The 22102-nt window shown below is 71.2% G+C and carries 18 protein-coding genes and 1 pseudogene; 8 read left to right on the top strand and 11 right to left on the bottom strand.

The annotated features are described in order from the left end of the window. Nucleotides 1-35: 35 nt before the first annotated feature. From cobS to GT007_RS07310, 3 genes are all read left to right on the top strand, one after another. On the top strand, nt 36-1043 hold the full coding sequence (cobS, locus tag GT007_RS07320) for a cobaltochelatase subunit CobS (RefSeq protein WP_160120946.1): 1008 nt from the start codon (nt 36-38) through the stop codon (nt 1041-1043). Between the two features lie 101 nt (nt 1044-1144). Continuing rightward, nucleotides 1145-3013 carry a cobaltochelatase subunit CobT gene (cobT, locus tag GT007_RS07315; protein WP_160120945.1) on the top strand — a complete coding sequence of 623 codons (1869 nt, stop codon included), beginning with the start codon at nt 1145-1147 and terminating at the stop codon, nt 3011-3013. Continuing rightward, nucleotides 3010-3954 carry an esterase-like activity of phytase family protein gene (locus tag GT007_RS07310; RefSeq protein WP_160120944.1) on the top strand — a complete coding sequence of 315 codons (945 nt, stop codon included), beginning with the start codon at nt 3010-3012 and terminating at the stop codon, nt 3952-3954. Before cobT ends, GT007_RS07310 begins: the two co-directional genes overlap by 4 nt. 244 nt (nt 3955-4198) lie before the next feature. Here the strand turns inward: GT007_RS07310 and upp are convergent, their stop codons facing one another. The 5 genes from upp to GT007_RS07285 form a co-directional block, all read right to left on the bottom strand. Next, nucleotides 4199-4816 carry a uracil phosphoribosyltransferase gene (gene upp / locus GT007_RS07305; protein WP_236571552.1) on the bottom strand — a complete coding sequence of 206 codons (618 nt, stop codon included), beginning with the start codon at nt 4814-4816 and terminating at the stop codon, nt 4199-4201. A 103-nt stretch (nt 4817-4919) separates the two neighbouring features. Next, complete coding sequence (locus GT007_RS07300; protein ID WP_160120942.1) at nt 4920-5348, bottom strand: hypothetical protein; 429 nt, start codon at nt 5346-5348, stop codon at nt 4920-4922. 244 nt (nt 5349-5592) lie between these two features. Continuing rightward, complete coding sequence (locus tag GT007_RS07295) at nt 5593-7308, bottom strand: peptidoglycan -binding protein (protein WP_160120941.1); 1716 nt, start codon at nt 7306-7308, stop codon at nt 5593-5595. Next, the gene (locus GT007_RS07290; RefSeq protein ID WP_160120940.1) at nt 7308-8450 is read right to left on the bottom strand and encodes a flagellar motor protein MotA; all 1143 of its coding nucleotides are present in this window, start codon (nt 8448-8450) and stop codon (nt 7308-7310) included. Before GT007_RS07290 ends, GT007_RS07295 begins: the two co-directional genes overlap by 1 nt. Before the next feature lie 77 nt (nt 8451-8527). After that, nucleotides 8528-9739, bottom strand: coding sequence for a TMEM43 family protein (locus tag GT007_RS07285; RefSeq protein WP_160120939.1), 1212 nt, complete (start codon nt 9737-9739; stop codon nt 8528-8530). Nucleotides 9740-9880: 141 nt separating this feature from the next. Here GT007_RS07285 and GT007_RS07280 point away from each other — a divergent pair, with 141 nt between their 5' ends. Together GT007_RS07280 and GT007_RS07275 are read left to right on the top strand one after the other, a co-directional pair. Next, nucleotides 9881-10939 carry an alcohol dehydrogenase gene (locus GT007_RS07280; RefSeq protein ID WP_160120938.1) on the top strand — a complete coding sequence of 353 codons (1059 nt, stop codon included), beginning with the start codon at nt 9881-9883 and terminating at the stop codon, nt 10937-10939. A 136-nt stretch (nt 10940-11075) separates the two neighbouring features. Then, a complete protein-coding gene (locus GT007_RS07275; protein WP_160120937.1) occupies nt 11076-12233 on the top strand; it encodes an MFS transporter in 1158 nt (385 codons plus the stop codon). A gap of 26 nt (nt 12234-12259) precedes the next feature. Here GT007_RS07275 and GT007_RS07270 read toward each other — a convergent pair whose 3' ends face one another. The 3 genes from GT007_RS07270 to secD form a co-directional block, all read right to left on the bottom strand. Further along, nucleotides 12260-13402 carry an EAL domain-containing protein gene (locus GT007_RS07270; protein WP_160120936.1) on the bottom strand — a complete coding sequence of 381 codons (1143 nt, stop codon included), beginning with the start codon at nt 13400-13402 and terminating at the stop codon, nt 12260-12262. Between the two features lie 135 nt (nt 13403-13537). Then, complete coding sequence (locus GT007_RS07265; protein WP_160120935.1) at nt 13538-14473, bottom strand: tripartite tricarboxylate transporter substrate-binding protein; 936 nt, start codon at nt 14471-14473, stop codon at nt 13538-13540. Further along, on the bottom strand, nt 14470-17055 hold the full coding sequence (gene secD, locus GT007_RS07260) for a protein translocase subunit SecD (protein WP_160120934.1): 2586 nt from the start codon (nt 17053-17055) through the stop codon (nt 14470-14472). Before secD ends, GT007_RS07265 begins: the two co-directional genes overlap by 4 nt. 131 nt (nt 17056-17186) lie before the next feature. On the opposite strand from secD, the gene GT007_RS07255 reads away from it, so the two are divergent. After that, nucleotides 17187-18113, top strand: a complete 927-nt coding sequence (locus tag GT007_RS07255; protein ID WP_236571547.1) for a Gfo/Idh/MocA family protein — start codon at nt 17187-17189, stop codon at nt 18111-18113. Here the strand turns inward: GT007_RS07255 and GT007_RS07250 are convergent, their stop codons facing one another. Continuing rightward, a complete protein-coding gene (locus tag GT007_RS07250) occupies nt 18114-18971 on the bottom strand; it encodes a metal ABC transporter permease (RefSeq protein ID WP_328798939.1) in 858 nt (285 codons plus the stop codon). A 1-nt stretch (nt 18972) separates the two neighbouring features. After that, nucleotides 18973-19710, bottom strand: coding sequence for a metal ABC transporter ATP-binding protein (locus GT007_RS07245; RefSeq protein ID WP_160120932.1), 738 nt, complete (start codon nt 19708-19710; stop codon nt 18973-18975). A gap of 201 nt (nt 19711-19911) precedes the next feature. Between GT007_RS07245 and GT007_RS07240 the strand changes: the two genes are divergently transcribed. Both GT007_RS07240 and GT007_RS07235 read left to right on the top strand, forming a co-directional pair. Beyond that, nucleotides 19912-21180, top strand: a complete 1269-nt coding sequence (locus GT007_RS07240; protein ID WP_160120931.1) for a DUF445 domain-containing protein — start codon at nt 19912-19914, stop codon at nt 21178-21180. Beyond that, the gene (locus GT007_RS07235; protein ID WP_160120930.1) at nt 21180-21809 is read left to right on the top strand and encodes an acetyltransferase; all 630 of its coding nucleotides are present in this window, start codon (nt 21180-21182) and stop codon (nt 21807-21809) included. The genes GT007_RS07240 and GT007_RS07235 overlap by 1 nt, the downstream gene beginning before the upstream one ends. A 155-nt stretch (nt 21810-21964) precedes the next feature. Here the strand turns inward: GT007_RS07235 and GT007_RS07230 are convergent. Continuing rightward, a pseudogene (locus GT007_RS07230) lies at nt 21965-22102 on the bottom strand (IS5/IS1182 family transposase); the annotation flags it as partial.

The following is a 22102-nucleotide window of genomic DNA, read 5'->3' as shown; positions in this document are numbered from 1 at the left end:
CCTAAGTTTCCTGAAACCTGACGTCCGGAGCCGAGATGAGCACCGCTATTTCCATGTCCGAAGCCAAGCCTACCAGCGCGATCAGCGCACCCGACACCACGGTGAGCGCCCGCGAGGTGTTTGGCGTGGATATCGACATGCAGGTGCCGGCCTTCACCACCCGCACCGAACATGTGCCGGACGCCGACCCGACCTATCTGTTCGACCGCGAGACCACCCTGGCGATTCTGGCGGGCTTCGCCTTCAACCGCCGCGTGATGGTCCAGGGCTATCACGGCACCGGCAAGTCCACCCATATCGAGCAGGTGGCGGCCCGGCTGAACTGGCCCTGCATCCGCGTGAACCTGGACAGCCACATCAGCCGTATCGACCTGATCGGCAAGGACGCCATCGTCCTGAAGGACGGCAAGCAGGTCACGGAATTCCGTGAGGGCATCCTGCCCTGGGCCCTGCAGCACCCCTGCGCGCTGGTGTTCGACGAATACGACGCGGGCCGCCCGGACGTGATGTTCGTGATCCAGCGCGTGCTGGAGGTGGAGGGCAAGCTCACGCTGCTCGACCAGAACCGCGTGATCCGGCCGAACCCCTTCTTCCGCCTGTTCGCCACGGCCAACACGGTGGGCCTGGGCGACACGACCGGCCTGTATCACGGCACCCAGCAGATCAACCAGGGCCAGATGGACCGCTGGAACATCGTGACCACGCTGAACTACCTGCCGCATGCGCAGGAAGTGAACATCGTGCTGGCCAAGATGGGCGCCGAGGGCGATGCCGCGAAGAAGAAGCAGATCGAGGCGATGGTGGCACTGGCCGACCTGACGCGCGCCGGCTTCATCGCGGGCGACATCAGCACCGTCATGTCCCCGCGCACGGTCATCACCTGGGCCGACAACGCCAAGATCTTCGGGGATGTGGGCTTCGCCTTCCGCGTCACCTTCCTGAACAAGTGCGATGAGGCCGAGCGCTCCATCGTGGCCGAATACTACCAGCGTTGCTTCAACGAGGAACTGTCGACCGGCACGCTGCTGCGGAAGGCGGGCTGAGCCCCACGGCGCCCCGCCGCAAACGGGGCGCCGACCGCCTTTGTGATGAGTAGCCGCCCCTTTTTTCCTCGGGGGCGGCGATGGCTGATGGAAACGAAGCGATGAGCACCAAGCCCGACCTGACACGTCAGGAAGAATTCAAGCGCGCCACGGCCGGTGTGCTGCGTGCCATCGCCCAGGAATCCGATGTGCAGGTGGCCTTCCAGCCGGGCCCCGCCGGGCTTTCGGGCAAGCGTGCCCGCCTGCCGCTGCCCACCCGCACCCTGCCGCCCGCCGAAATGGCCAAGCTGCGCGGCGCGGCCGACGCGCTCGCCCTGCGCCTGCGCCATCATGATGAGGCGGTGCACGCCGCCCGCATGCCCGCCCGCAAGGAAGCCAAGGAAGTGTTCGACGCGCTGGAGGATGTGCGCGTGCAGCACATCGGCGCGCAGCACATGTCCGGCGTCCGCCACAACCTCCGCGCCAAGCTGGAGGAGGAGTGCGAGGCCGAGGGCTACGACCGCATGACGCGCAAGGACCAGATGCCGATCTCGGCCGCGCTGTCCCTGCTGCTGCGTGAGCGCATGACCGGCGAGGCCACCCCCCCTGCCGCCCGCCGCGTGCTGGATACCTGGCGCGAGGAGCTGGGCGAGAACGCCCAGACCGCGATGGATGAGCTGGTCGCCTCCGCCGGCGACCAGGAGGCCTATGCCAAGGCCGCCCGCAAGCTGCTGACCGCCTTCGACCTGGTGGAGGCCGAGGCCGAGAGCAAGGCCGAGCAGGACGAGGAAGGCGACGAGGGCGGCGACGAGCAGTCCAGCGAGGACCAGTCGAGCGAAGGCGAATCCTCCTCCCAGGAGCAGGAATCCATGACCGGGGCCGACCCCGAGACCATGGAAGGCGAAGCCAGCGAGGAAGACGCCCAGGAATCCGAGGAAGACGGCTCGGCCGCCGATGGCGACGACAAGCCCGGCGGCCCGCAGCAGCGCCGCGAGATCCCGCAGGTGGATGACGGCACCAAGTACCGTGCCTTCACCACCCAGTTCGACGAGGTGGTCGAGGCCGAGGACCTGTGCGACGCCGAGGAACTCTCCCGCCTGCGCCAGCAGCTGGACCAGCAATTGCAGCATCTGCAGGGCGTGGTGTCCAAGCTGGCGAACCGCTTGCAGCGCCGCCTGATGGCGCAGCAGCAGCGCGCCTGGGAATTCGACCTGGAGGAAGGGCTGCTGGACGTGGCCCGGCTGGCCCGCGTCGTGACCAACCCCACCCATTCCCTGACCTACAAGCGGGAACGCGAGGCCGATTTCCGCGACACGGTGGTGTCGCTGCTGATCGACAATTCGGGCTCCATGCGCGGCCGTCCCATCACGGTGGCGGCGATGGCCGCGGACATCCTGGCCCGCACCCTGGAACGCTGCAACGTCAAGGTGGAAATCCTGGGCTTCACCACCCGCGCCTGGAAGGGCGGGCAGTCGCGTGAGCGCTGGGTGCAGGAGGGCAAGCCCCGCAATCCGGGCCGGCTGAACGATCTGCGCCATGTGATCTACAAGGCCGCCGACGCCCCCTGGCGCCGCGCCCGCAAGAACATGGGCCTGATGCTGCGCGAGGGGCTGCTCAAGGAAAACATCGACGGCGAGGCGCTGCTCTGGGCCTATCGCCGCCTGCTGGCGCGCACCGAGCACCGCCGCATCCTGATGGTGATCAGCGACGGCGCGCCGGTGGATGACAGCACGCTGTCGGTGAACCCGGGCAACTACCTGGAGCGCCACCTGCGCGAGACGATCCGCGAGATCGAGGCGCGGGACATCGTGGAGCTTTCGGCCATCGGCATCGGCCACGACGTCACGCGCTATTACCGCCGCGCGGTCACGATCGTGGATGCCGAGGAGCTGGGCGGCACCATGATGAACAAGCTGTCGGAGCTGTTCGATGAAGACGCCGCCGCCGCCTGGCAGCGCGCCGCCGCCGAGCGGGCCCCCGCCATCCTGTGAACCGCGCGGGGGTGGTCTCCCGCCGGGCACTGCTGGGGCTGCTGCCGGCCTCGGCCTGCGCCCAAGGGGGCGCCCAGGACTACGCCACACCCTTCGCGCTGCCGGCGCGGCAGGGGCCGTTGCAGCCCCTGGGCGGGCTGGAATTCAACACCGCCCGGCTGGGGTTGGGCAGTTTCTCCGCGCTGCATCTGGCCCCGGACCTGACGCTGACTGCCGTGAACGACCGCGGCCGCTGGATGCGGGCGCCCCTGTTGATGCGGGATGGCCGCCCGGCGGGGCTGGGCGCACCCGTCACCGGCCGCCTGCAGGATGGCAGCGGCGAGGCCCTGACCCGCCCCCGCAGCATGGATTCCGAATCGCTGGCCCGGCTGCCCGATGGCAGCTGGCTGGTGGGGTTCGAGCGCTGGCACCGCATCCGCCACTTCGCCGCGCTGGACGCGCCGGGCCGCTTCTTCGAGGCCCCGCCGGGGCTGGAGGATGCCCCCGCCAATGGCGGCCTGGAGGCGCTGGCCCTGATGCCCGACGGCCGCCTGCTGGCCATCGCGGAATTCCAGACCGCCCGGGGCGAGGACAGCCTGCGCCGCGCCTGGCTGGGCGGCCCCGGCGCCTGGCGGGAGCGTGCCTATCGCCCCGCCCCCGGCTTTGGCGTGACGGATGCCGCCGCCCTGCCGGATGGCGGCGCGCTGGTGCTGGAACGCTACTACACCCCGCTGGAGGGCGTTTCCGCCCGGCTGGTGCATGTCTCGCGTGAGGCGATCGCGGGCGGTAGCGTGCTGGAAGGCACCCCCTTGCTGCGCATGCCCCCCGATGCCCCGGCCGAGAACTGGGAAGGGGTCGCGGTGCTGCCGCGTGAGGGCGGGCTGTGGATCGCGCTGATCGTGGACGACAACGACAACCCGCTGCAACGCGGGCTGTTCGCGCTGTTCGAGTGGAAGCCGTAGGTCAGGGGCTCCGCCCCCGACACCCCCGCCAGGACCGTGCTCGGTCCTGGACCAAGATCAGTTTGGCGCTGATCCTGGGAAGGTGTTTCTTATTGATATTTATAATATAATTGGCACTAGCCTGTCAGGAGCAGTGCCAATCCGATGGGTTCCAAGGGCCTTTCGGCCTTTCGCGGGGAGCCGAGGGGCAGAGCCCCTCGGTGGGGGTTCGGGGGCGAAGCCCCTGAGTGCCCGCCCACCCCGATCAGGCCACTGTCCCGAAGCAGCGGTCCCCGGCATCGCCCAGCCCGGGCACGATGTATCCGCGCTCGTCCAGCCGCTCATCCAGGGCCACGGCGGTGACGGGCACATCCGGGTGTGCGGCGGTGAAGCGGGCCACGCCCTCGGGTGCCGCGACCACGCAGGCGAAGCGGATGTCCCGCGTGCCGGCTTCCTTCAGGGCCGTGATGGCATGGATCGCGCTGCCGCCGGTGGCCAGCATGGGGTCCATCACCAGCGCACCCCGGGTGGCGATATCGGGCGGCAGGCGCAGCAGATAGCGGCTGGCCTGCAGGGTGTGTTCGTCCCGCACCAGCCCGACATGGCCGATGGGGGCCTCGGGCAGCAGCAGGCGCGCGCCCTCGGTCAGGCCGAGGCCCGCGCGCAGCACCGCCACCAGGCAGGGCACGGGCCCGGCCAAGCAGGGGGCCTGCATGGCGGTCAGCGGGGTGTCGATGGCGCGGGTGCCGGCCGGCAGGTCCCGCAGGGCCTCGATGGCCAGGATCAGCCCCAATTCGCCGATTACGCGGCGGAAGGTGGGGCTGTCCGTCTCGATGCGGCGCAGCGTGGTCAGCTTGTGCTGGGCCAGCGGGTGCCGCAGCAGGTGCAAAGCCCCCCGCGGCCCTGCCGGGTCTTGGGCTGCGGGGCTCTGGTCGCTCGGCGGAGGGGAGGGCATCCCCTCCTATCGCGCGGGTATCAGGGCCGGATCAACCCCCAGGTGTCGCGGCCGCGGCCGGGCGGCGCGGCGTGCGCCGGCGGGCGGGCGTGGCGGTTTCCTCGCCGGGCGGCACATAGGTGACGACCGGGCGGCCTTCGGAGGTGGTGCTGTTGACCACCGGCGTGCCCGGGGGCGACAGGTCGCCGGTGCCCGGGGTGATGCGCTCCACGATCGGCCGGCCCTCGTCGGAACCGATGATGACGGCCCGGCCTTCGGAAACCCCGGCGTTCATGCGGGGCCCGAGGGTGACCAGCTGGTTCAGCCCGCCAATGTTCGCCTGCACGGCGGTCCCCGGCGGAGTGTTGCCAACCACGGATGCCCGCACCATCGCCACGGTCCGGCCAGTGGCGTCCACCAAAGGATACATCGTCTCCTGCTGTACAGTGGCGCAGGCCATCAGGCCCAGCGTAGCCACCATCGCAAGAATTGCCGTCGTTCTGGACATTGTTCGCATCATCCCAACCCTGGAATTGTTCCGAGGGCCACGCCGACTTCAGGGGGAGTATCGGCGGGTCCTTACCGTCCCGGCCATCTATTCATACTCCCAGTTGAGGGATGCGAAACAGCAAAGAATCGATGCTGTTTGAAATACCGGGACAGTATGCCCAAAAATTGACATCACCATTTATTGATGAGGATGGTTCGAATAAAGAACCTCAACATCACCGGTCCGTGAGGCGCAGCTCGATGCGCCGGTTGCGGGCGAAGGCCTCGGGCGTGTCGGCGGTGTCCAGCGGCTGGTGCTCGCCGAAGGCGGCGGCGGCCACGCGGTTGGCCGGCAGCCCTTCCTGGATCAGCAGGTTCGCCACCGCGATGGCGCGCGCCGCCGACAGCTCCCAGTTCGAGGCGAAGCGGGGGGAGCGGATCGGGTTGCGGTCCGCATGGCCGTCCACCCGCAGCACCCAGTTGATCTCGGGCGGGATGCGGCTGGCGATGTCCACCAGCACGCGCGCCAGCCGCCGCAACTCCGCCTCGCCGGCGGGGGAAAGCTCGGCCGAGGCGGGGGGGAACAGCACCTCGGACTGGAAGACGAAGCGGTCGCCCACGATCCGCAGCTCTGGCCGGTCGCCCAGCGCGTCGCGCAGCCGGCCGAAGAATTCGGAGCGGTAGCGGGTCAATTCCTCCACCCGCGCGGCGAGTGCGGCGTTCAGCTGGGTGCGCAGCGTGGAGATCTGCACCTCCTGGTCGCGGTCCCGGGCCTCGGAGGCACCGAGCGCGTCGGCCAGCCGCTGCAACTGGCTGCGCAGCTCGTTCAGCTGCCGGGTCAGCAACGCCACCTGGGCGCGCGCGGCCTCCGACAGGCGGGATTGCTCGGTGGCCGCGGCCTCCGCGCCGCCGCGCCGGTTCTGCTCCTCGGCCAGCTGGCGCTGAAGCTCCTCGCGCAGCGCGGTCAGGCGGCGCACATCGGCGGCCAGCTGGGCCAGCTCGGCCACCCGGGCCTCGATGGTGGCGCGGTCGGCGCGCACGGTGGTGTTCAGCGCCGCGATCTCGGCGCGCATCTGCGCCAGGCGCTGCTCGGCGGCGGCGAGCGCCGCGCTGGCGTCCTCCATCCGGCGGCGCAGGGCCGCCAGCTCCTGGCGCGCGGTTTCCAGCGCGCCACGGGATTCGCGCAGTTCGCGTTCGGAGGCGGCGCGGGTTTCGCGTTCGCGGGCCAGGGCGGCGCCGGCCTCGGCGAGGCGGGCTTCCGCGCCGGTGCGGGCGCCGCGTTCGGTGGCCAGGGCTGTCGCGGCGTCGCGCCCGGCGCGCTCGGCGGCGGCGCGGGCCTCGCGCTCGGCGGCCAGGGCTGCGGCGGTCTCGCGCCCCAGCCGTTCGGCCGTGCCGCGCGCGTCGCGCTCGCTGGCCAGCGCCCGGTTGCTCTCGGTCAGGCGGCGCAGCTGCTCGGCGGCGTCGCCGGTGGCGCTTTCGGCGCGGCGCAGCGCCTCGTTCAGCCGGGATTCCAGCCCATCCAGCCGCCGCCCGCCCACATCGGCGCTGGCCGACAGATCCGTGATGCGGGCGCGCAGGCCCGCGGCCTCGGCCAGGGCCGCGTCGCGGGCGCCGGCGGCGCTCTCGGCCTCGGCCCGCGCCTGGGCGAGCAGGGAGGAGAGATTGTCGCGCGCCGCCTCGGCCTCCCGCAGGCGCCCCTCATTGCGGGTCAGCAGCCCGCGCAGTTCCTGCCCCTGGCTGCGTTCCAGCGCCAGCAGGTCCGCCAGCTCCGCCACCTGGCGGTTCAGCCGTTCCAACGCCTGATCGCGGGAGGACAGGGCGACCGAGAGGAACCCCTGCGCCAGCACGAAGACCAGCAGCACGAAGATGATGACCATGAGCAGCGTGGACAGCGCGTCCACATAGCCCGGCCAGGGGTTCATCCCATTCTCGCCGCGGCGGTTGGAGCGCATCAGGCGCGCCCGTCCTCACCCATGGCGGCGATCGTGCGGGTCAGCATGCGGATCTCGTTGCGCAGCTCGGCGGTGGCGTGGGCGCGGCCTTGGGCCACATCCTCCAGCAGGCGGGCCAGCAGCAGCTCGGTGTTGCGCAGATGGCCGCGCGCGCCGTCATCCAGCAGCGGGCGGCCCGCGCCCTCGGCCAGGCGGGTCAGGGCGGGGGCCATCATGCCGTTCTGCTCGGCAACCCGTTCCAGCAGCAATTGGGTGGCGCGCATCTGGTCGGTCAGCACCGACATGCGCTCCGCCAATTGCCCGATGGCGTGGGAGGTCGCGGCGCGCCCGTCCTCGCCCCGGATCATGATGGCCTGCAGGCCCTCCAGGTTCTCGGCCGTCTGTTCCAGCAGCGCCTGGACATAGGCGGGGATCGACCCGCCCTCCCCATCCGAACCCAGCACGCCCGAGGACAGCCGGGTGAGGGAGGCGAGCCATTCCTCCAGCTCATTGAAGAAGCGGTTCTGCGCCTGCCCGGCCGTGAGGTCGAGGAAGCCCAGCACCAGTGCCCCGGCCAGCCCCAGCATGGAGGAGGAGAAGGCCGTGCTCATGCCCCGCAGCGGCTGGGCGAGGCCCGATTTCAGCTGGTTGAACAGGGCGTTCACATCGCCGCCACCCACATTCATGTCCGCGATCACCCCGGCGACGGAGCTGATGGTCAGCAGCAGCCCCCAGAAGGTGCCGAGCAGGCCGAGGAAGACCAGCAGCCCGGTGGCGTAGCGCGACAGGTCCCGCTGCTCGTCGAGGCGGGAGGAAATGCCGTCGAGCAGGGAGCGCATGGCGCCGGTGGACAGCGACAGCCGGTCGGTCCGGCGTGCCGCGAACATGCTGGCCATGGGCAGCAGCAGGCGCGGGGATTGGGTGGCGGGCGCGCCCTGGCGGGGTTTCTGGAAGGCCTCCAGCCAGGTGACCTCGGGGTTCAGCTGCACCACCTGGCGCAAATTCCAGGCCACCCCCAGCAGCAGCACGGCCAGGATCAGCCCGTTTAGCAGCGGGTTGGAATTGAAGGCGTTCCACAATTCCGCATGCAGCAGCACCGAAAGGCCGACCACCGCGGCCAGGAAGGCGAGCATACGCCAGAGATAGCGGGAAGGGCGGGTCATCGCCCTTTGCTATAGCCCGCATGCCGGGGTTGCGCGACGGGGCAAATCGCCCCCGGGCCACCCCGGGCGCCCAGCATTCACGCAGGCTTCACGACACCCGCCCGCCGCTTGCGCATCAGCCAGGAGACCCCGAAGCCCAGCGCCAGCCCGCCCAGGATCACACCCCCGGCCAGCACCGGCCGCACCGCGAACCAGGAGATGGCGATGGCCAGCGGCGCCACCAGCACCGTCAGCAGCAGCGCGATCAGCCCGGTGCCGAACCCCACCAGCGTGCCCAGGGCCGGGATCACATCCGCCAGCACCTTCAGCGGGTTCAGGATCAGCGCGAAGCCGATATACAGCACCACCGCCAGCACCGCCCGCAGCAGCCAGGTGATGGTGCCGTTCTCCTGCCCGGCGGCCTGGAACATCTCGCTGGCCGGTACGGCGCCGCGCCGCAGCAGCAGGATGCGGCCCCCGGCGCGCGCCTGATAGGGCAGGATGCTGGTGCCCGCCTGCCGGCCGATCACGGAGACCTCGCCGCCGCGCACCACCTCGAAGCGGATGCGCAGGTCGCCCACGCGCGGGTTGGCGGGGTCCTGGCCCAGATACAGCCCGCCCTCCACCACCCGTCCGCCCGGAATGGCGGCCATGGTCGCGGCATCCAGGCGCAGCGGCTCCGCCCCGCCCAGCAGGCTCAGCGTGTCGTGCCCCACCGAGAAGGCGCCCAGGCTGGCCGAGGCCACCATCTCCGTGTTCGCCTGGTGGCGCATCGGCGGGTTGCGGTGGGTGTCGGGCTGGTTGAAGGCCTGGCTGTTGATAGGGTGGTCCGCCCAGCCGCGATTGTAGGTGTAGGTGGTGGTGGTCGTCTGGCCGCCGCCCAGGCGGGTTTCGGTCTGGCTGCGGCTTTCCTCGCGCCACTGGTACATCTCGACGATGCGCCGCAACTGCACCGCGCCGCTGGCCGTGACCGGAAAGGCGGGGTCCGTCAGGCTGCCCGGGGTGCTGAGCGTGCCGGTGATGTGGACCAGCCGGTTGTCCAGCGCGGGGTCCACCCGGCTGGCATCGGCCTGCTGCACGCTGGCCCCGCCTTCGGCCAGGGAGCGCGCGGTGCGCACCGACCGCCCCTCATTCCACCAGATGCCGTAGCAGGAGGCGCCGAGCAGGATCACCCCGATCAGCAGCCCGATCAGCGCCGAGCCCAGGCGCTGGAACCAGGAGCGGCTGTCGGTGGAGGTGCTGGTGTCACCGTCCGAGCCGCCGCCCCAATCACCGGAATCGGAATCACCGCTGGAATCGCCGTCGGACATCGGATGCCTCCCGTGAATTCAGCACGTTATCGCGCCGCCGGGCGGCCGTGTCGATTCGCGCGAATCAATGATCCGGAAGCCTCTGGACCGGGGCCGCCGCCCATGGTCCGATACCCGTCCAAGAAAAACGGGAGAGATGAGATGCGTGCATGGGCTGTGACGGAACACGGCAAGCCGCTCCAGGAAATCGAGCTGCCCACCCCCGAACCCACCGGCGCCCAGGTGCTGCTGGAAGTCACCCATGCCGGGGTGTGCCACAGCGACCTGCATATCTGGGAAGGCGTCTATGACCTGGGCAGCCGCGGAGAGCTGCGCATGGCCGATCGCGGCATGACGCTGCCGCTGGCCATGGGCCATGAGATCGTGGGCCGCGTGGTGAAATGGGGCCCGGAGGCCGAGGGCCATGTGAAGGCCGGCGACCACCGCGTGGTCTTCCCCTGGGTGGGCTGCGGGCAGTGCGCCGTCTGCCTGGATGAGCGCGAGAACATGTGCGCCAACGGCCGCTCGCTGGGCGTGTACCAGAATGGCGGCTACGCCACCCATGTGCTGGCCACCCATTACAAGCACCTTGTGCCCTTCGACGGGCTGGAGCCGGGGCTGGCCTCGACCTACGCCTGCTCTGGCGTCACGGTCTATTCCGCCATCCAGAAGCTGCTGCCGCTGCCGGCGGATGAGGCGATCGTGGTGGTGGGCGCGGGCGGGCTCGGCCTGCAGGCCATCGCGGTGCTGAAGGCGCTGGGCCACCGCAAGATCGTGGCCGTCGATGTCTCGGAGGAGAAGCTGCAGGCCGCGCGCGCCCAGGGTGCCAGCGACGCCGTGCTGGCGGGCGCCGAGGGCACCACCCAGCGCATCATCGAGGCCGCGGGCGGGCCGGTGCTGGGCGTGGTGGATCTGGTGAACGGCACCCAGACCGCGCGCTTCGCCTTCGACGCGCTGCGCAAGGGCGGCAAGCTGGTGCAGGTGGGCCTGTTCGGCGGCGAGATGAGCCTGCCGCTGCCGCTGATCCCCATCAAGGCCGTGACCATCCAGGGCAGCTATGTCGGCAGCCTGGGCGAGTTGAAGGAAGTCGTGAAGCTGGCCCAGCAGGGCAAGATTCCCGCCATTCCCGTCACACCCGTGCCGCAGAACCAAGCCGACGCGGCGCTGAACCGGCTGAAGGACGGCAAGGTGACCGGGCGGCTGGTGCTGGTGGCCGCCTGAAAGGGGGGCGGCCCCCCTTGAGCCAGGGGGGCTACCCCATCCCGCCTGACCGGGCCAAGCTGTTCCGGTCCAGGAAGCCAGGGTCCTACCGGGAATGACCACGCCAAGCCGAGCGCCGCATCCGCGGAACCTGCTGATGCTCGCCTTGGCCGCGATGTTCGTGCAGCAGAGCTTCGCCACGCTGGGCCGTTCCCTGCCGCCCATCCTGGCGCCGGCCATCGTGGCCGATCTGGGGCTCGATCCGGCCTGGCTCGGTGTCTATATCGGCATTTCGGCGGCCGCCGCGCTGGTGTTCCAGCTGGGCTGCGGCAGTTTCATCCTGCGTTATGGCGCGCTGCGCTTCAGCCAGGTGGCGCTGGTGCTGCTGGCTTTGGGGCTGGGGCTGGCGGCGGCGGGGCCGATGCTGTTCTTCCTGTTCTCGGCCATTCTGGGCGGGGGCGGGGCGGCCACCTCCACGCCCGCCAGTTCGCATCTGCTGGGGCGCTATGTCACGCCGCGCCAGGCGCCGCTGATCTATTCCATCAAGCAGACGGCGGTGCCGGCGGGGCTGCTGGCGGCGGGGCTGCTCGGGCCCTTGATGACCGCCTATTGGGGGTGGCGGGGGGCGCTGGTGGCCTCGGCGCTGGCGGCGCTGGTCTTCGCGCTGATGCTGCAGCCGCTGCGGGCGGAATTCGATTCGGACCGCATCCCGGCCAAGAGCTTCCACCTGTCGGATTTCCTGACCGCCATCCAGGTGGTTCTGGGGCCGGGGCTGCGGCCGCTGGCCTTCGGCTGCCTGATGTTCAACGGGCTGCAATCGGTCTTCACCACCTATTTCGTGCTGTTCCTGACGCATCTGGGGCATGGGCTGGCGGCGGCGGGGGCGCTGTTCTCGGTGGCGATGGTGATCGCGGTGCCGGGGCGCATCTTCTGGGGCTGGCTGGGGGCGGGGCGGGTGGAACCGCGCCTGCTGCTGGGCGGCTTGTCGCTGGGCATGGCGGGCAGTGCCGTCCTGATGCCGCTGGTGGGGCCGGGCTGGCCGCTGCTGGGCATCGGCGTGATCGCGACCGGCCTGTCGGCCACCGCCATGTCCTGGCACGGGGTGCTGCTGGCGGAAACCGCGCGGCTGGCGCCGGAGGGCATGCACGGGCATTGCACCGGGGGCGTGCTGTCCTTCGGGCAGGTGGGGGCGCTGGTTCTGCCGCTGGTCTATGCGGGTATCCTGGTCACCACCGGCAGCCACGGGCTGGGCTTTGCCCTGTGCGGGGCGCCGGGCTTCGCGGTGGGGTGGTGGCTGCTGCGCGGCAAGCGCTGACAGCCCCCGGATCAGCCCCCCCCGGATCAGCCCCGGTGCGAACCCGCCCAGCTGCGGCGCCAGGCCGGCAGCACCGCATGCGGCAAGGGCCGCCCCACCCAGAAGCCCTGGGCGCGATGCACGCCCAGCGACGACACGGCATGCCACAGCCGTTCGTCCGCCACGCCCTCGGCGGTGACCATCTGGCCCGCGCGATCGGCGTGGCGCACCACGTTCAGCACGAATTGCCGCGCGCGCGCGCTGTCCGGCAGGGACATCACCAGACCCTTGTCCAGCTTGATACCGGCGAAGGGCAGGCGGGTCAGCGCCAGCCGGCCGTCATCCAGCGTCAGGTCGTCCAGATAGACCTCCTGCCCGGCGTCATTCATGTGCCGGATGGCGCGGTGCAGGGTCGAGAGGTCGCGCACCGGCATGTTCTCGGTCAATTCCACGCCCAGGGCGCGGGCGGGCAGGCCGCCGGTGGCGCGCGCGCGGGCGATCCACAGCGGCAGGTCGCGCTGCAGCAGCTGGTCCAGCGACACGTTCACCGAAACCCGGATGCCGAGCCTTGGCGCCAGCGTGCCGAAATCCTGCGCGGAGCGCGACACCACCGCCACCGCCAGCGCGCGCGACAGGCCCGCGCGTTCCAGCTGCGGCACGAAACTGTCGGGGCCATGCGCCATGGGGCTGCCGCGCCAGCGGGACAGGGCCTCCACCATCACCAGCCGGCGCGTGGCGATATCGACCACGGGCTGATAGCGCACCAGCAGCGCGCCGCGGTCGAGCCCGGCGGCCAGGGCCTCCGGGCTGCGGGGGGGCGAACGTTCCTGGCGCTCCCGCGGGCCGCTCAACGCGCGTTCCAGTTGTGCCGCTTCGGGCGGCAGGGCGGCCACGCCATCGGGCACGGTGCTGCCCTCGGCCGCGACGAACACCATGGCGTCGGTCAGGGACGGGTCGTCGATGGTGGACAGCAGCTCGGTCCAGAGCGGGTCCATGGCGGCCGGCTCCAGCATCACCCGGCGCGGCGGCAGGCCGGGGCGGCTGAGATGTGCCAGCGCTTCCAGCGCGTTGTCGGTGTGGCGCGGCAACTGGCCGGAGACACGCTGCGCGGCCGCGCGCGCGGCCGCGATCACCAACGGGTGGCGCGCCAGGATCAGGACTTCGCCGGACGCTTCCAGGCGCTTCGCCAATGCAAGTGGCCTTTCAGCCAAAGGGAGCCTCCGAAGAGTGCCGGGGGAAGCACCCGCTGATGGGTTCTCATATTTGATACTGTCTTAGCAATTTAAAGCAACTCCATGCGAAATGCCATGATTTCCCACCGGCTTTCAACCTGCTGTTTGCGCCCAGGGGTCTTGACGCCAGCGCAGGGCTAGCTGCTCCAGCGTGGCGCGCACATGGGCGGGCCAGGTGTCCGGGCCCTGATACAGCGGGCGCAGGGCGGAGCTTTCCAGAAAAGCCAGGAATTCCGGGTCCTTGACCATGCCGGACAGGGCCTGGGCGAGGGGTTCCACCGCCTCACGCGGGGTGCCGCCCGGCAGGGCTAGACCCTTGCAGCTCTGCCCCGAGAGCCGGATGCCCTGTTCCAGCAGGGTGGCGGTGTCGGGCAGCAGGGGGGTGCGGGCCTCCCCGCCCACGGCCAGGGCCACGATTCGCCCCTCCCGCAGCAGGGGCATCGCCTCCGGGGCGGCCAGCATGGCGGTGGGCACATGGCCCTGCAGCACGGCCTGGCGCACGGCGCCGGAATTGGCGAAGGGGAAGGGCGAGAGGCCGAGCTGGGCCGCCACCCGCAGCCCCAGCAATTGCGGCGCGCTGCCCGCGGGGGGCATGGCCAGCAGCGCCCCGGGCGGCAGGTGCGACAGCGCCGTCAGGTTGGGCGCGGCCCCGGCGGGGGCGACCAGCAGCAGCGGCTCCTCGGCGACGGAGGCGATGAACAGCAGGGATTCCAGCAGCCGCTCCTGCCCCTTCTCCACCGCGCGCGCGAGCAGGAAGGGCGTGCTGACCACGGCCAGGGTGCGGCCATCGGGGGTGGCGCCGGCCAGGGTGCGGGCGGCGGCCAGCCCGCCGAGCCCCGGGCGGTTCACCACCGTGACCGCGGCATGCGCCCAGTGCCGCTCCAGGAAGGGGGCCAGGCTGCGGGCCCATTGGTCGGCGCTGCTGCCTGAGGCAGCCCCCACCAGCAGCGTCGCCGCGACCCCCGCATGCACCGCCGGCGCCGCCAGGGCGGCCGGGGTGGCGAGCAGCAGGGCGCGGCGCGCGATCACGCCGGGGTGGCGGGCGGGGCGGCCCCCGCCTTGGCATCGGCCTTCTCCGGCCGGCGCAGCCGGTTGCGGCCGCTGTACAGCACGATCGGCGCCGCGATGAACACCGAGGAGCTGGCCGAGACCACGATGCCGAACACCATCACCCAGGCGAAGCCCGACAGCGCGTCGCCGCCGAAGATCGCCAGCGGCAGGGCCGAGAGCAGCAGCGTCATGGACGTGCCGAGCGAGCGGTTCATCGTCTCGTTGATCGACAGGTCCGTCAGCTCCTCCAGCGGCATCTGCTTGAACTTGCGCAGATTTTCCCGCATCCGGTCGAACACCACCACCTTGTCGTTGGCCGAGAAGCCGATGACGGTCAGGATCGCCGCGATGGTGGTCAGGTTGAACTCCAGCTGGAACAGCACCATGAAACCGATGGTCTTGGTGGTGTCCAGCACCAGGGTGGCGATGGCGGCGATGGCGAACTGCCATTCGAAGCGGAACCAGATGTAGAGCAGCATCGCCAGCAGCGAGAGGCCGAGGGCGATCATGCCGCCCAGGAACAGCTCGTCCGACACGCGGTTGCCCACCGCCTCCACCCGCAGCACCCGCAGCCCGGGGGAGGCCGCCTCCAGCGCCGTGCGCACCCGGTTCACCACCGGCTGCACCTGGGCCTCGTCATCCGGGGCGGGCATGCGCAGCAGCACGGTGGAGGCATCGCCGAACTGCTGCACCCCCACATCGCCCAGGTTCAGCCCGCTGGCGGCCCCGCGCAGGGAACCGAGATCGGCCGGCCCCGGGGTGCGCAGCTCCATCACGATGCCGCCCTTGAAGTCGATGCCCTTCTCCAGCCCCGGCCAGAAGGCGCCGGCGATGGAGGCGGAGGACAGGATGGCCGAGGTCAGCAGGCCGATCTTGGCACCCTTCATGAAGCGGATGCGCGTGCCGTCGGGGAAGATGCGGAACAGCGGCCGCGCCAGCCGGCCCAGCAGCGACAGGCCCGGGCGCTGCAGCACCGGCAGCTCCTTCGGCCGCGTCGTGCGGTACCACCACATCATCAGCAGGCGGGTCAGCACGGTGGCCGTCCACATCTGCACGATGGTGCCGATCGCCACCGTCACCGCGAAGCCCTTCACCGGCCCCGACCCGAAGGCATAAAGGCAGCCCATCGCGATCAGGTTGGTCAGGTTCGAATCCATGATGGTGCCGGAGGCGCGGGCATAGCCCGCCTCCATGGCGTTCAGCGGGCTGCGGCCGTTCTGCACTTCCTCGCGGATGCGCTCGTTGATCAGGATGTTCGCGTCGAGTGCCGTGCCCAGCGTCAGCACGATGCCCGCGATGCCCGGCAGGGTCAGCGTGGCCTCCAGCAGCGACAGGCAGGACATCACCAGGATGATGTTGATCAGCAGCGCCACATTGGCGAACCAGCCGAACAGGCCATAGGCCAGGCCCATGTACAGGAACACGAACAGCGCGCCCGCCGTCAGGCTGATGATGCCGGCGCGGATGGCGTCCGCCCCCAGCTCGGGCCCGACGGTGCGTTCCTCGATCACGGTCAGCGGCGCGGGCAGGGCGCCCGCGCGCAGCAGCACCGCCAGGTCATTGGCCGAACGCACGTTGAAATTGCCGCTGATCTGGCCGCGCCCGGCCGTGATCGGCTCCCGGATCACGGGGGCGGTGATCACCTTCTCATCCAGCACGATGGCGAAGGGGCGGCCCACATTCTGGCGCGTGACATCGGCGAAGCGGCGGGTGCCGATCGAATCGAAGGTGAAGTTCACCACCCATTCGCCCGAGCGCCCATCCTGGCCCGCCCGCGCATCCGACAGGTTGGCGCCATCCACCTCCACCCGGCGCCTCACGGCATAGCGCTGGCCCTCCTGCTCCCCGTTCAGGAACATCACGCCCGGCGGCGGGGCGGGGGCGGTCACGTTGGCGGTGTCGTCCAGCAGGTGGAAGGTCATCCGCGCGGTGCGGCCCAGCAGCTGCTTGATGCGGTTGGGGTCTTCCAGGCCCGGCAGCTGCACCAGGATGCGGTTGGCCCCCTGGCGGGCGATCAGGGCATCGGCCACGCCCGTTTCGTCGATGCGGCGGCGCACGATCTCGATGGATTGCTCGACGGCGTTGCCCGCGCGGGCGCGCAGGCCGGGCTCGGTCACGGTCGCGGTCACCAGGCCGTCGGCATTGGCCTGCACATCGAGGTCGGAGGCCGTCTGCCCCGCGCCCAGGCTCACCTCCAGCCCCAGGTCGCGCATGATGCGGATGGCCGCGTCGCGCTGGGCGGGGTTGGTCAGGCGGAAGCTGACGCGGCGCTCGGGCGCCTCGGCGCGCAGGTTGGTGTAGCCGATGCGCGGGTTGGCCTGGGTCAGGCCGCGGCGCGCGCCTTCCACCATGCTCTCCAGCCGCTCACGCAGCAGGGCGGTGGTATCGACTTCCAACAGCAGATAGGAGCCGCCGCGCAGGTCGAGGCCCAGATTCACCTGCCGGGCCGGCAGCCAGGAGGGAAAGGCCGAGCGGGGCAGCAGATTCGGCAGGCAGACCAGGATGCCGAGCAGACAGACGGCAAGGATTCCAGCGGTCTTCCAACGCGAGAAATACATCATAGGCGGCGCTGATCCTTAATTTGCCGGTCCGCTCCGGACTGCCCCAGGGTTGACGAGCCCCCCGGGAGGGTGCCCAAAGCCGCGCGGAACATGCGTTGCGAGGCCCAGGGATGCAAGACGGGAAGCAGGTCTTGAGGATCGGAGTGATTGGTGCGGGCCATTTCGGGCGCTTCCACGCCCTGAAACTGGCCAAGGCGGGCGTGCTGTCGGGCATCGCCGACGCCTCCGCCGAGCGGGCCGGGCAGATCGCGGCCGAAACGAATTCCCGCGTGCTGGATGTGCAGGGCCTGTTGGCCGAAAGCGACGCCATCGTGGTGGCCGCCCCCACGGCCTTTCACTTCGAGCTGGGCATGCGGGTGCTGGCGGCCGGCCGGCACCTGTTCATGGAAAAGCCGATCGCGGCCACGCTCGAACAGGCCGACGCGCTGATCGAGGCCGCGGCCGCGCGCGGGCTGATCCTGCAGGTGGGGCATATCGAGCGGTATTCGGCCGCCATCATCACCCTGCGCCGGGAATTGGCGGGTTTTTCCCCCCGCAGCCTGACGGCGACACGCGTGGCGCCCTTCCGGCCGCGCAGCCTGGATGTCTCGGTGGTGCTGGACCTGATGATCCATGACCTGGACCTGGTGCTGTCCCTGGTGCCGGCCGAGCTGGCCGAGGTGCGCGCCGTGGGCCGCGCCATCATGAGCCCGCATCCCGATTACTCCGTCGCGCAGTTGCTGTTCGCCAACGGCGCCCAGGCGCAGATCACCGCCAGCCGCTGCGCGGTGGCGATGGAGCGCCGGCTGACCCTGCTGGGCGATGCCGGCGAGGTGCGGGTGGATTTCCTGGCGCGCGAGCTGCGCGCCCTGCGCCCCGGCGGCGCCGAGCCGGCCGAGAACATGGAAGGCTGGGGCCGCGACGCCGCGACCTGGACCGAGCATGACAGCCTGGAAGCCGAGCAGGGCGCCTTCATGGCCGCGATCCGCGCCGGCCAGGCGCCGGAGGCGAATGGCGCCGTGGCCCGGGCGGCGCTGAGTGCCGCCCTGCGGGTCGAGGCGGCGATGCGGGCGGGCTGATCAGCCCTCCCGGTGGCGGTGGCGCAGGCGCCCGAGCACCCCATCCACCGGCCCCGCCAGCACCGAGGCCGCCCAGAAGGCCCCCGCCGCCAGCACGATGGCCGGGCCCGCCGGCAGATCGGCGTGATAGCTAAGGATGAGGCCCGCCAGCACCGCGCCCACCGCGATCAGCACGGCGGCATAGGCCATGCCGCTGACCTGCCGTGCCCAGTGCCGGGCCGCGATGGCGGGCAGCATCATCACCCCCACGGCCATCAGCGTGCCGAGCGCGGCGAAGGCCGCGACCAGGTTCAGCACCACCATGGCCAGAAAGCCCAGATGCCACAGCCCGCCCCGCGCGCCCACGGCGGCGGCGAAGGCCGGGTCGAAGCATTCCAGCACCAGCGGCCGCCAGGCCAGCGCCAGGAAGGCCCAGGTGAGGGTCGCGGTGCCCGCCATGATCAGCAGCGCCGCGTCATCCACCCCCAGCACGGAGCCGAACAGCACCTGCGTCAGCTCCACCGCGCTGCCCCGCCAGGAGAGCAGCGCCACCCCCGCCGCCAGCGCCACCAGATAGAGCGCCGCGAGCGAGGCATCCTCCCGCCCGCCGGACAGGCGCGACAGCGCGCCCGCCCCCAGCACCACCAGCAGCCCGGCCACCAGCCCGCCCGTGGCCAGCGCCGGCACCGCGAGCCCGGCCAGGATATAGGCCAGCGCCACCCCGGGCAGCATGCCATGGGCCAGCACATCGGCCGTGAGGGACATGCGCCGCAGCATCAGGAACAGCCCCAGCGGCGGGGCCGACAGCGCCAGCGCCAGCCCGCCGATCAGCGCGCGGCGCAGGAAGCCGAATTCGAGGAAGGGGTCGAGCAGGAACAAGTCAGGCGGCGCGCTGGCAGATCGCGGCGTCCTCGCGCCAGGCCTCCGCCATCCGGCGGGCGCGCAGGCGGTTCTCCGGGGTCAGCACGGCCTCCGTCGGGCCCCAGCCCAGGCAGTCGCGCGCCAGCATCAGCGTGTGCGGGAAATCCCGCCGCACCAGATCCATGTCATGCAGCACGGCGATGATGGTCCGGCCCTCGCCATGCCAGCGGTGGATCAGGGCCAGCATGTCGGCGGCGGTGCGTTCGTCCAGCGCGGTGAAGGGTTCGTCCAGCAGCAGCACCGGGGCATCCTGCAACAGCAGCCGCGCGAACAGCAGCCGCTGGAACTGCCCGGCCGAGAGCGTGCCGACGATGCGCCCGGCGAAGCCGGTCAGGCCCACCGCCTCCAGCGCCTCGGCGGCGCGGGCGCGCTCGGCGCGGGAGATGGCGCGGAAGGCGCCGGCGCAGGGCCACAGGCCGAACAGCACCGCGTCCAGGCAGGTGATGGGGAAGGAACGGTCGAGCCCCGCCGCCTGCGGCAGCAGCGCCACCTGGCCGGCGGCACCCTCGATGCGGCCCTCCAGAGGCGCCTGCAGCCCGGCGATGCCGCGCAGCAGGGTGGATTTGCCCGCGCCGTTCGGCCCGACCACGGCTGTCAGCGAACCGGGCGCGAATTCGCCCGAGACATGATGCACCGCCGGCCGGCCCTCATAGCCGCAGGTGACGTTGTTCAGGGTGATGGGGGCGGCGGTGCTCATGTGGCCAGCGCCCAGGCCACGCCCAGCCACAGCACGGCCAGCACCGCGCCGCCGGCCAGAAGCCGGGCGCCGACACCGCTCGAAAGGGCCAGGGGGTTCGTCATGATGCTACGATATAACAACGCACATGGCTCGGTACCAGTCACCCCCCATTCTTTTGCCCCTCTGGCTTTGGCGCGCGGGAATCCCCACAAAGGAGCCATGACGCCAGACCCCGACGCCGAACTGCGCGCGAGCCTCAACCGCCACCGCGCCTTCGCCACCTTCCTGCTGCTGCTGATGGCCGGGCTGGTCGTGCTGGCCTATCGCCTGCCAGAGGGGCCGGGCACCGCCCTGCTGGCCGCCGCCGCCCAGGCCGGCGTGGTGGGCGGCATTGCCGACTGGTTCGCCATCACCGCCCTGTTCCGCCGCCCGCTCGGCCTGCCCATTCCGCACACCGCGATCATCCCGGCGCAGAAGGAAAGGCTGGGGCGCGGCCTCGGCCGCTTCATCGCGGGGCAGGTCTTCACCGAGGCCGAGATGCGCCGCGCGCTGGAGGGGCTGGACCTGGCCACCATCCTGCGCGGCTTCCTGGCCGACCCGGCCTCCACCCGGCCCGCCGCCCAGGCGCTGTCGGGGGTGATGCCGCGCATCCTGGCCTCGCTGGAGGATGGGCGGGCGCGGCGGCTGCTGCTGCGGCTGCTGCCGCGCCTGGCGGGCGGGCCCGCCACGGCCCAGGTGGTGGCGCGCGCGCTCAGGGCCATGATGGCCTCCGGCCGGCATCAGGCCGTGCTGGATGCCGCCGTCATCGCCCTGCGCCAGGGGCTGCGCGCCAAGGAGGACCAGCTGCGCGAGGCCATTGCCCACCGCGTGCGCAATGAGGGCGGCGCGCTGGTCGGCTGGGTGGCCGGTGCCTATACCGCCCGCAAGATCCTGGCCGTGATCAACACGGAGCTGGACCGGATGGAAGGCCCTGACAGCGCCATCCGCCTGGCCATCGAGGCCTGGATCGAGGCCGAGATCACCCGCCTGGAAACCGACCCCGAGCGCGCGGCCGCCTTCGGCCGGGCCATCGGCGGCGCCCTGCGGCATGAGGCGGTGGCGGGCTGGCTGAGCGATGTGTGGGATCGCCTGCGCGCCGCCCTGCTGGCCGACGCCGCCCGCCCCGATGGCCGCACCGTGCAGATCATCGAGAACGCGCTGACCAATGCCGGCACCCTGTTGAGCGAGGACCAGGGCGCGCGCGACCGCGTGAACCGCGCGCTCTCCAGCGCCCTGATGGCCCTGGTGCCCAGCGCCCAGGGGCGGCTGGCGGGCTTCGTGGAGGATGTGGTCCGCCGCTGGAACACCGAGGAGCTGGTCAGCAAGATCGAGCTGCGCGTGGGCCGGGACCTGCAATATGTGCGGATGAACGGCACGCTGGTGGGTTTCCTGGTCGGCGGCGGGCTGCATCTGCTGATCGGGGCGCTGGCCGGGCGCGTGATGCACTGATGCGCCTGATCATCCTGGGCGCGGGCGGCCACGCCAAGGTGCTGATCGAGCTGTGGCGGGCGCTGGGCACGCATCAGCTGGTGGGCTGCCTGTCGGACGGCCCAGCCCCCGCCCAGTTGCTGGGCCTGCCGGTGCTCGGCGGCACCGCGGAGCTGGAACGCCTGCGCGCCGAGGGCATCGAGGCCGCCTGCATCGCCATCGGCGCCAATGCGGCGCGGCAGCGGCTGGGGCAGCAAGCCCTGGCGCTGGGCTTCGCGCTGCCGCCCGCGCTGCATCCGGCGGCGATCCTTTCGCCCAGCGCGGTTGTCGGCGCGGGCGCCCAGGTGCTGGCCGGCACGATCGTGGCCGCCGAGGCCCGCATCGACCCCCTGGCTCTGCTGAACCACGGCGCCATCCTGGACCATGACGGGGTGCTGGGCCCCGCCGCCCATGCCGCCCCCCACAGCACCATGGCCGGCGGCGTGCGCGTGGGCGCACGCGCGCTGCTGGGGGTGGGCGCGCAAGTGAAGCCGGGGGTGAGCATCGGCGATGACGCCGTAGTGGGGGTGGGGGCCGCCGTGGTGGCGGATGTGGCCCCCGGCGCCACGGTGGCCGGGGTACCGGCGCGGGAACAGGGGCCTTGCCCCTGAAGCCTCAGTCAGGGGCTCCGCCCCCGACACCCCCGCCCAAGCCGTGGGGCGAAGCCCCACACCCCAGGGACCGTGCTCGGTCCTGGACCTAGATCAGTTGGCGCCACACCTTGGAAAGGTGTTTCTTATTTGATTTTTATAGGGCTTGTTGAGATTCATCGTGACCGTATGACGGCTGCGGCGAGATAGATCATGGCGGCGAATGAGCTGTCTGTTTTGTCGCTACGCAGTGCGATCCGTTTGAATTCCTTGAGTTTGGCGAAGAAGTTCTCAATGAGATGACGCCAGCGGTA

It is taken from the genome of Rhodovarius lipocyclicus (assembly GCF_009900765.1).
GTDB lineage: Bacteria > Pseudomonadota > Alphaproteobacteria > Acetobacterales > Acetobacteraceae > Rhodovarius > Rhodovarius lipocyclicus.
This window is presented reverse-complemented; position numbering and strand designations above follow the sequence as displayed.

Excerpts from the sequence above, each read along its gene's own strand:
- GT007_RS07295 (WP_160120941.1), bottom strand. The coding sequence starts at position 7,308 with ATGCGCTCCAACCGCCGCGGCGAGAATGGGATGAACCCCTGGCCGGGC.
- GT007_RS07240 (WP_160120931.1), top strand. The coding sequence starts at position 19,912 with ATGACGCCAGACCCCGACGCCGAACTGCGCGCGAGCCTCAACCGCCAC.
- GT007_RS07290 (WP_160120940.1), bottom strand. The coding sequence starts at position 8,450 with ATGACCCGCCCTTCCCGCTATCTCTGGCGTATGCTCGCCTTCCTGGCC.
- GT007_RS07280 (WP_160120938.1), top strand. The coding sequence starts at position 9,881 with ATGCGTGCATGGGCTGTGACGGAACACGGCAAGCCGCTCCAGGAAATC.
- cobS (WP_160120946.1), top strand. The coding sequence starts at position 36 with ATGAGCACCGCTATTTCCATGTCCGAAGCCAAGCCTACCAGCGCGATC.
- GT007_RS07245 (WP_160120932.1), bottom strand. The coding sequence starts at position 19,710 with ATGAGCACCGCCGCCCCCATCACCCTGAACAACGTCACCTGCGGCTAT.
- GT007_RS07235 (WP_160120930.1), top strand. The coding sequence starts at position 21,180 with ATGCGCCTGATCATCCTGGGCGCGGGCGGCCACGCCAAGGTGCTGATC.
- GT007_RS07275 (WP_160120937.1), top strand. The coding sequence starts at position 11,076 with ATGCTCGCCTTGGCCGCGATGTTCGTGCAGCAGAGCTTCGCCACGCTG.
- cobT (WP_160120945.1), top strand. The coding sequence starts at position 1,145 with ATGAGCACCAAGCCCGACCTGACACGTCAGGAAGAATTCAAGCGCGCC.
- GT007_RS07300 (WP_160120942.1), bottom strand. The coding sequence starts at position 5,348 with ATGGTGGCTACGCTGGGCCTGATGGCCTGCGCCACTGTACAGCAGGAG.
- GT007_RS07285 (WP_160120939.1), bottom strand. The coding sequence starts at position 9,739 with ATGTCCGACGGCGATTCCAGCGGTGATTCCGATTCCGGTGATTGGGGC.
- secD (WP_160120934.1), bottom strand. The coding sequence starts at position 17,055 with ATGATGTATTTCTCGCGTTGGAAGACCGCTGGAATCCTTGCCGTCTGT.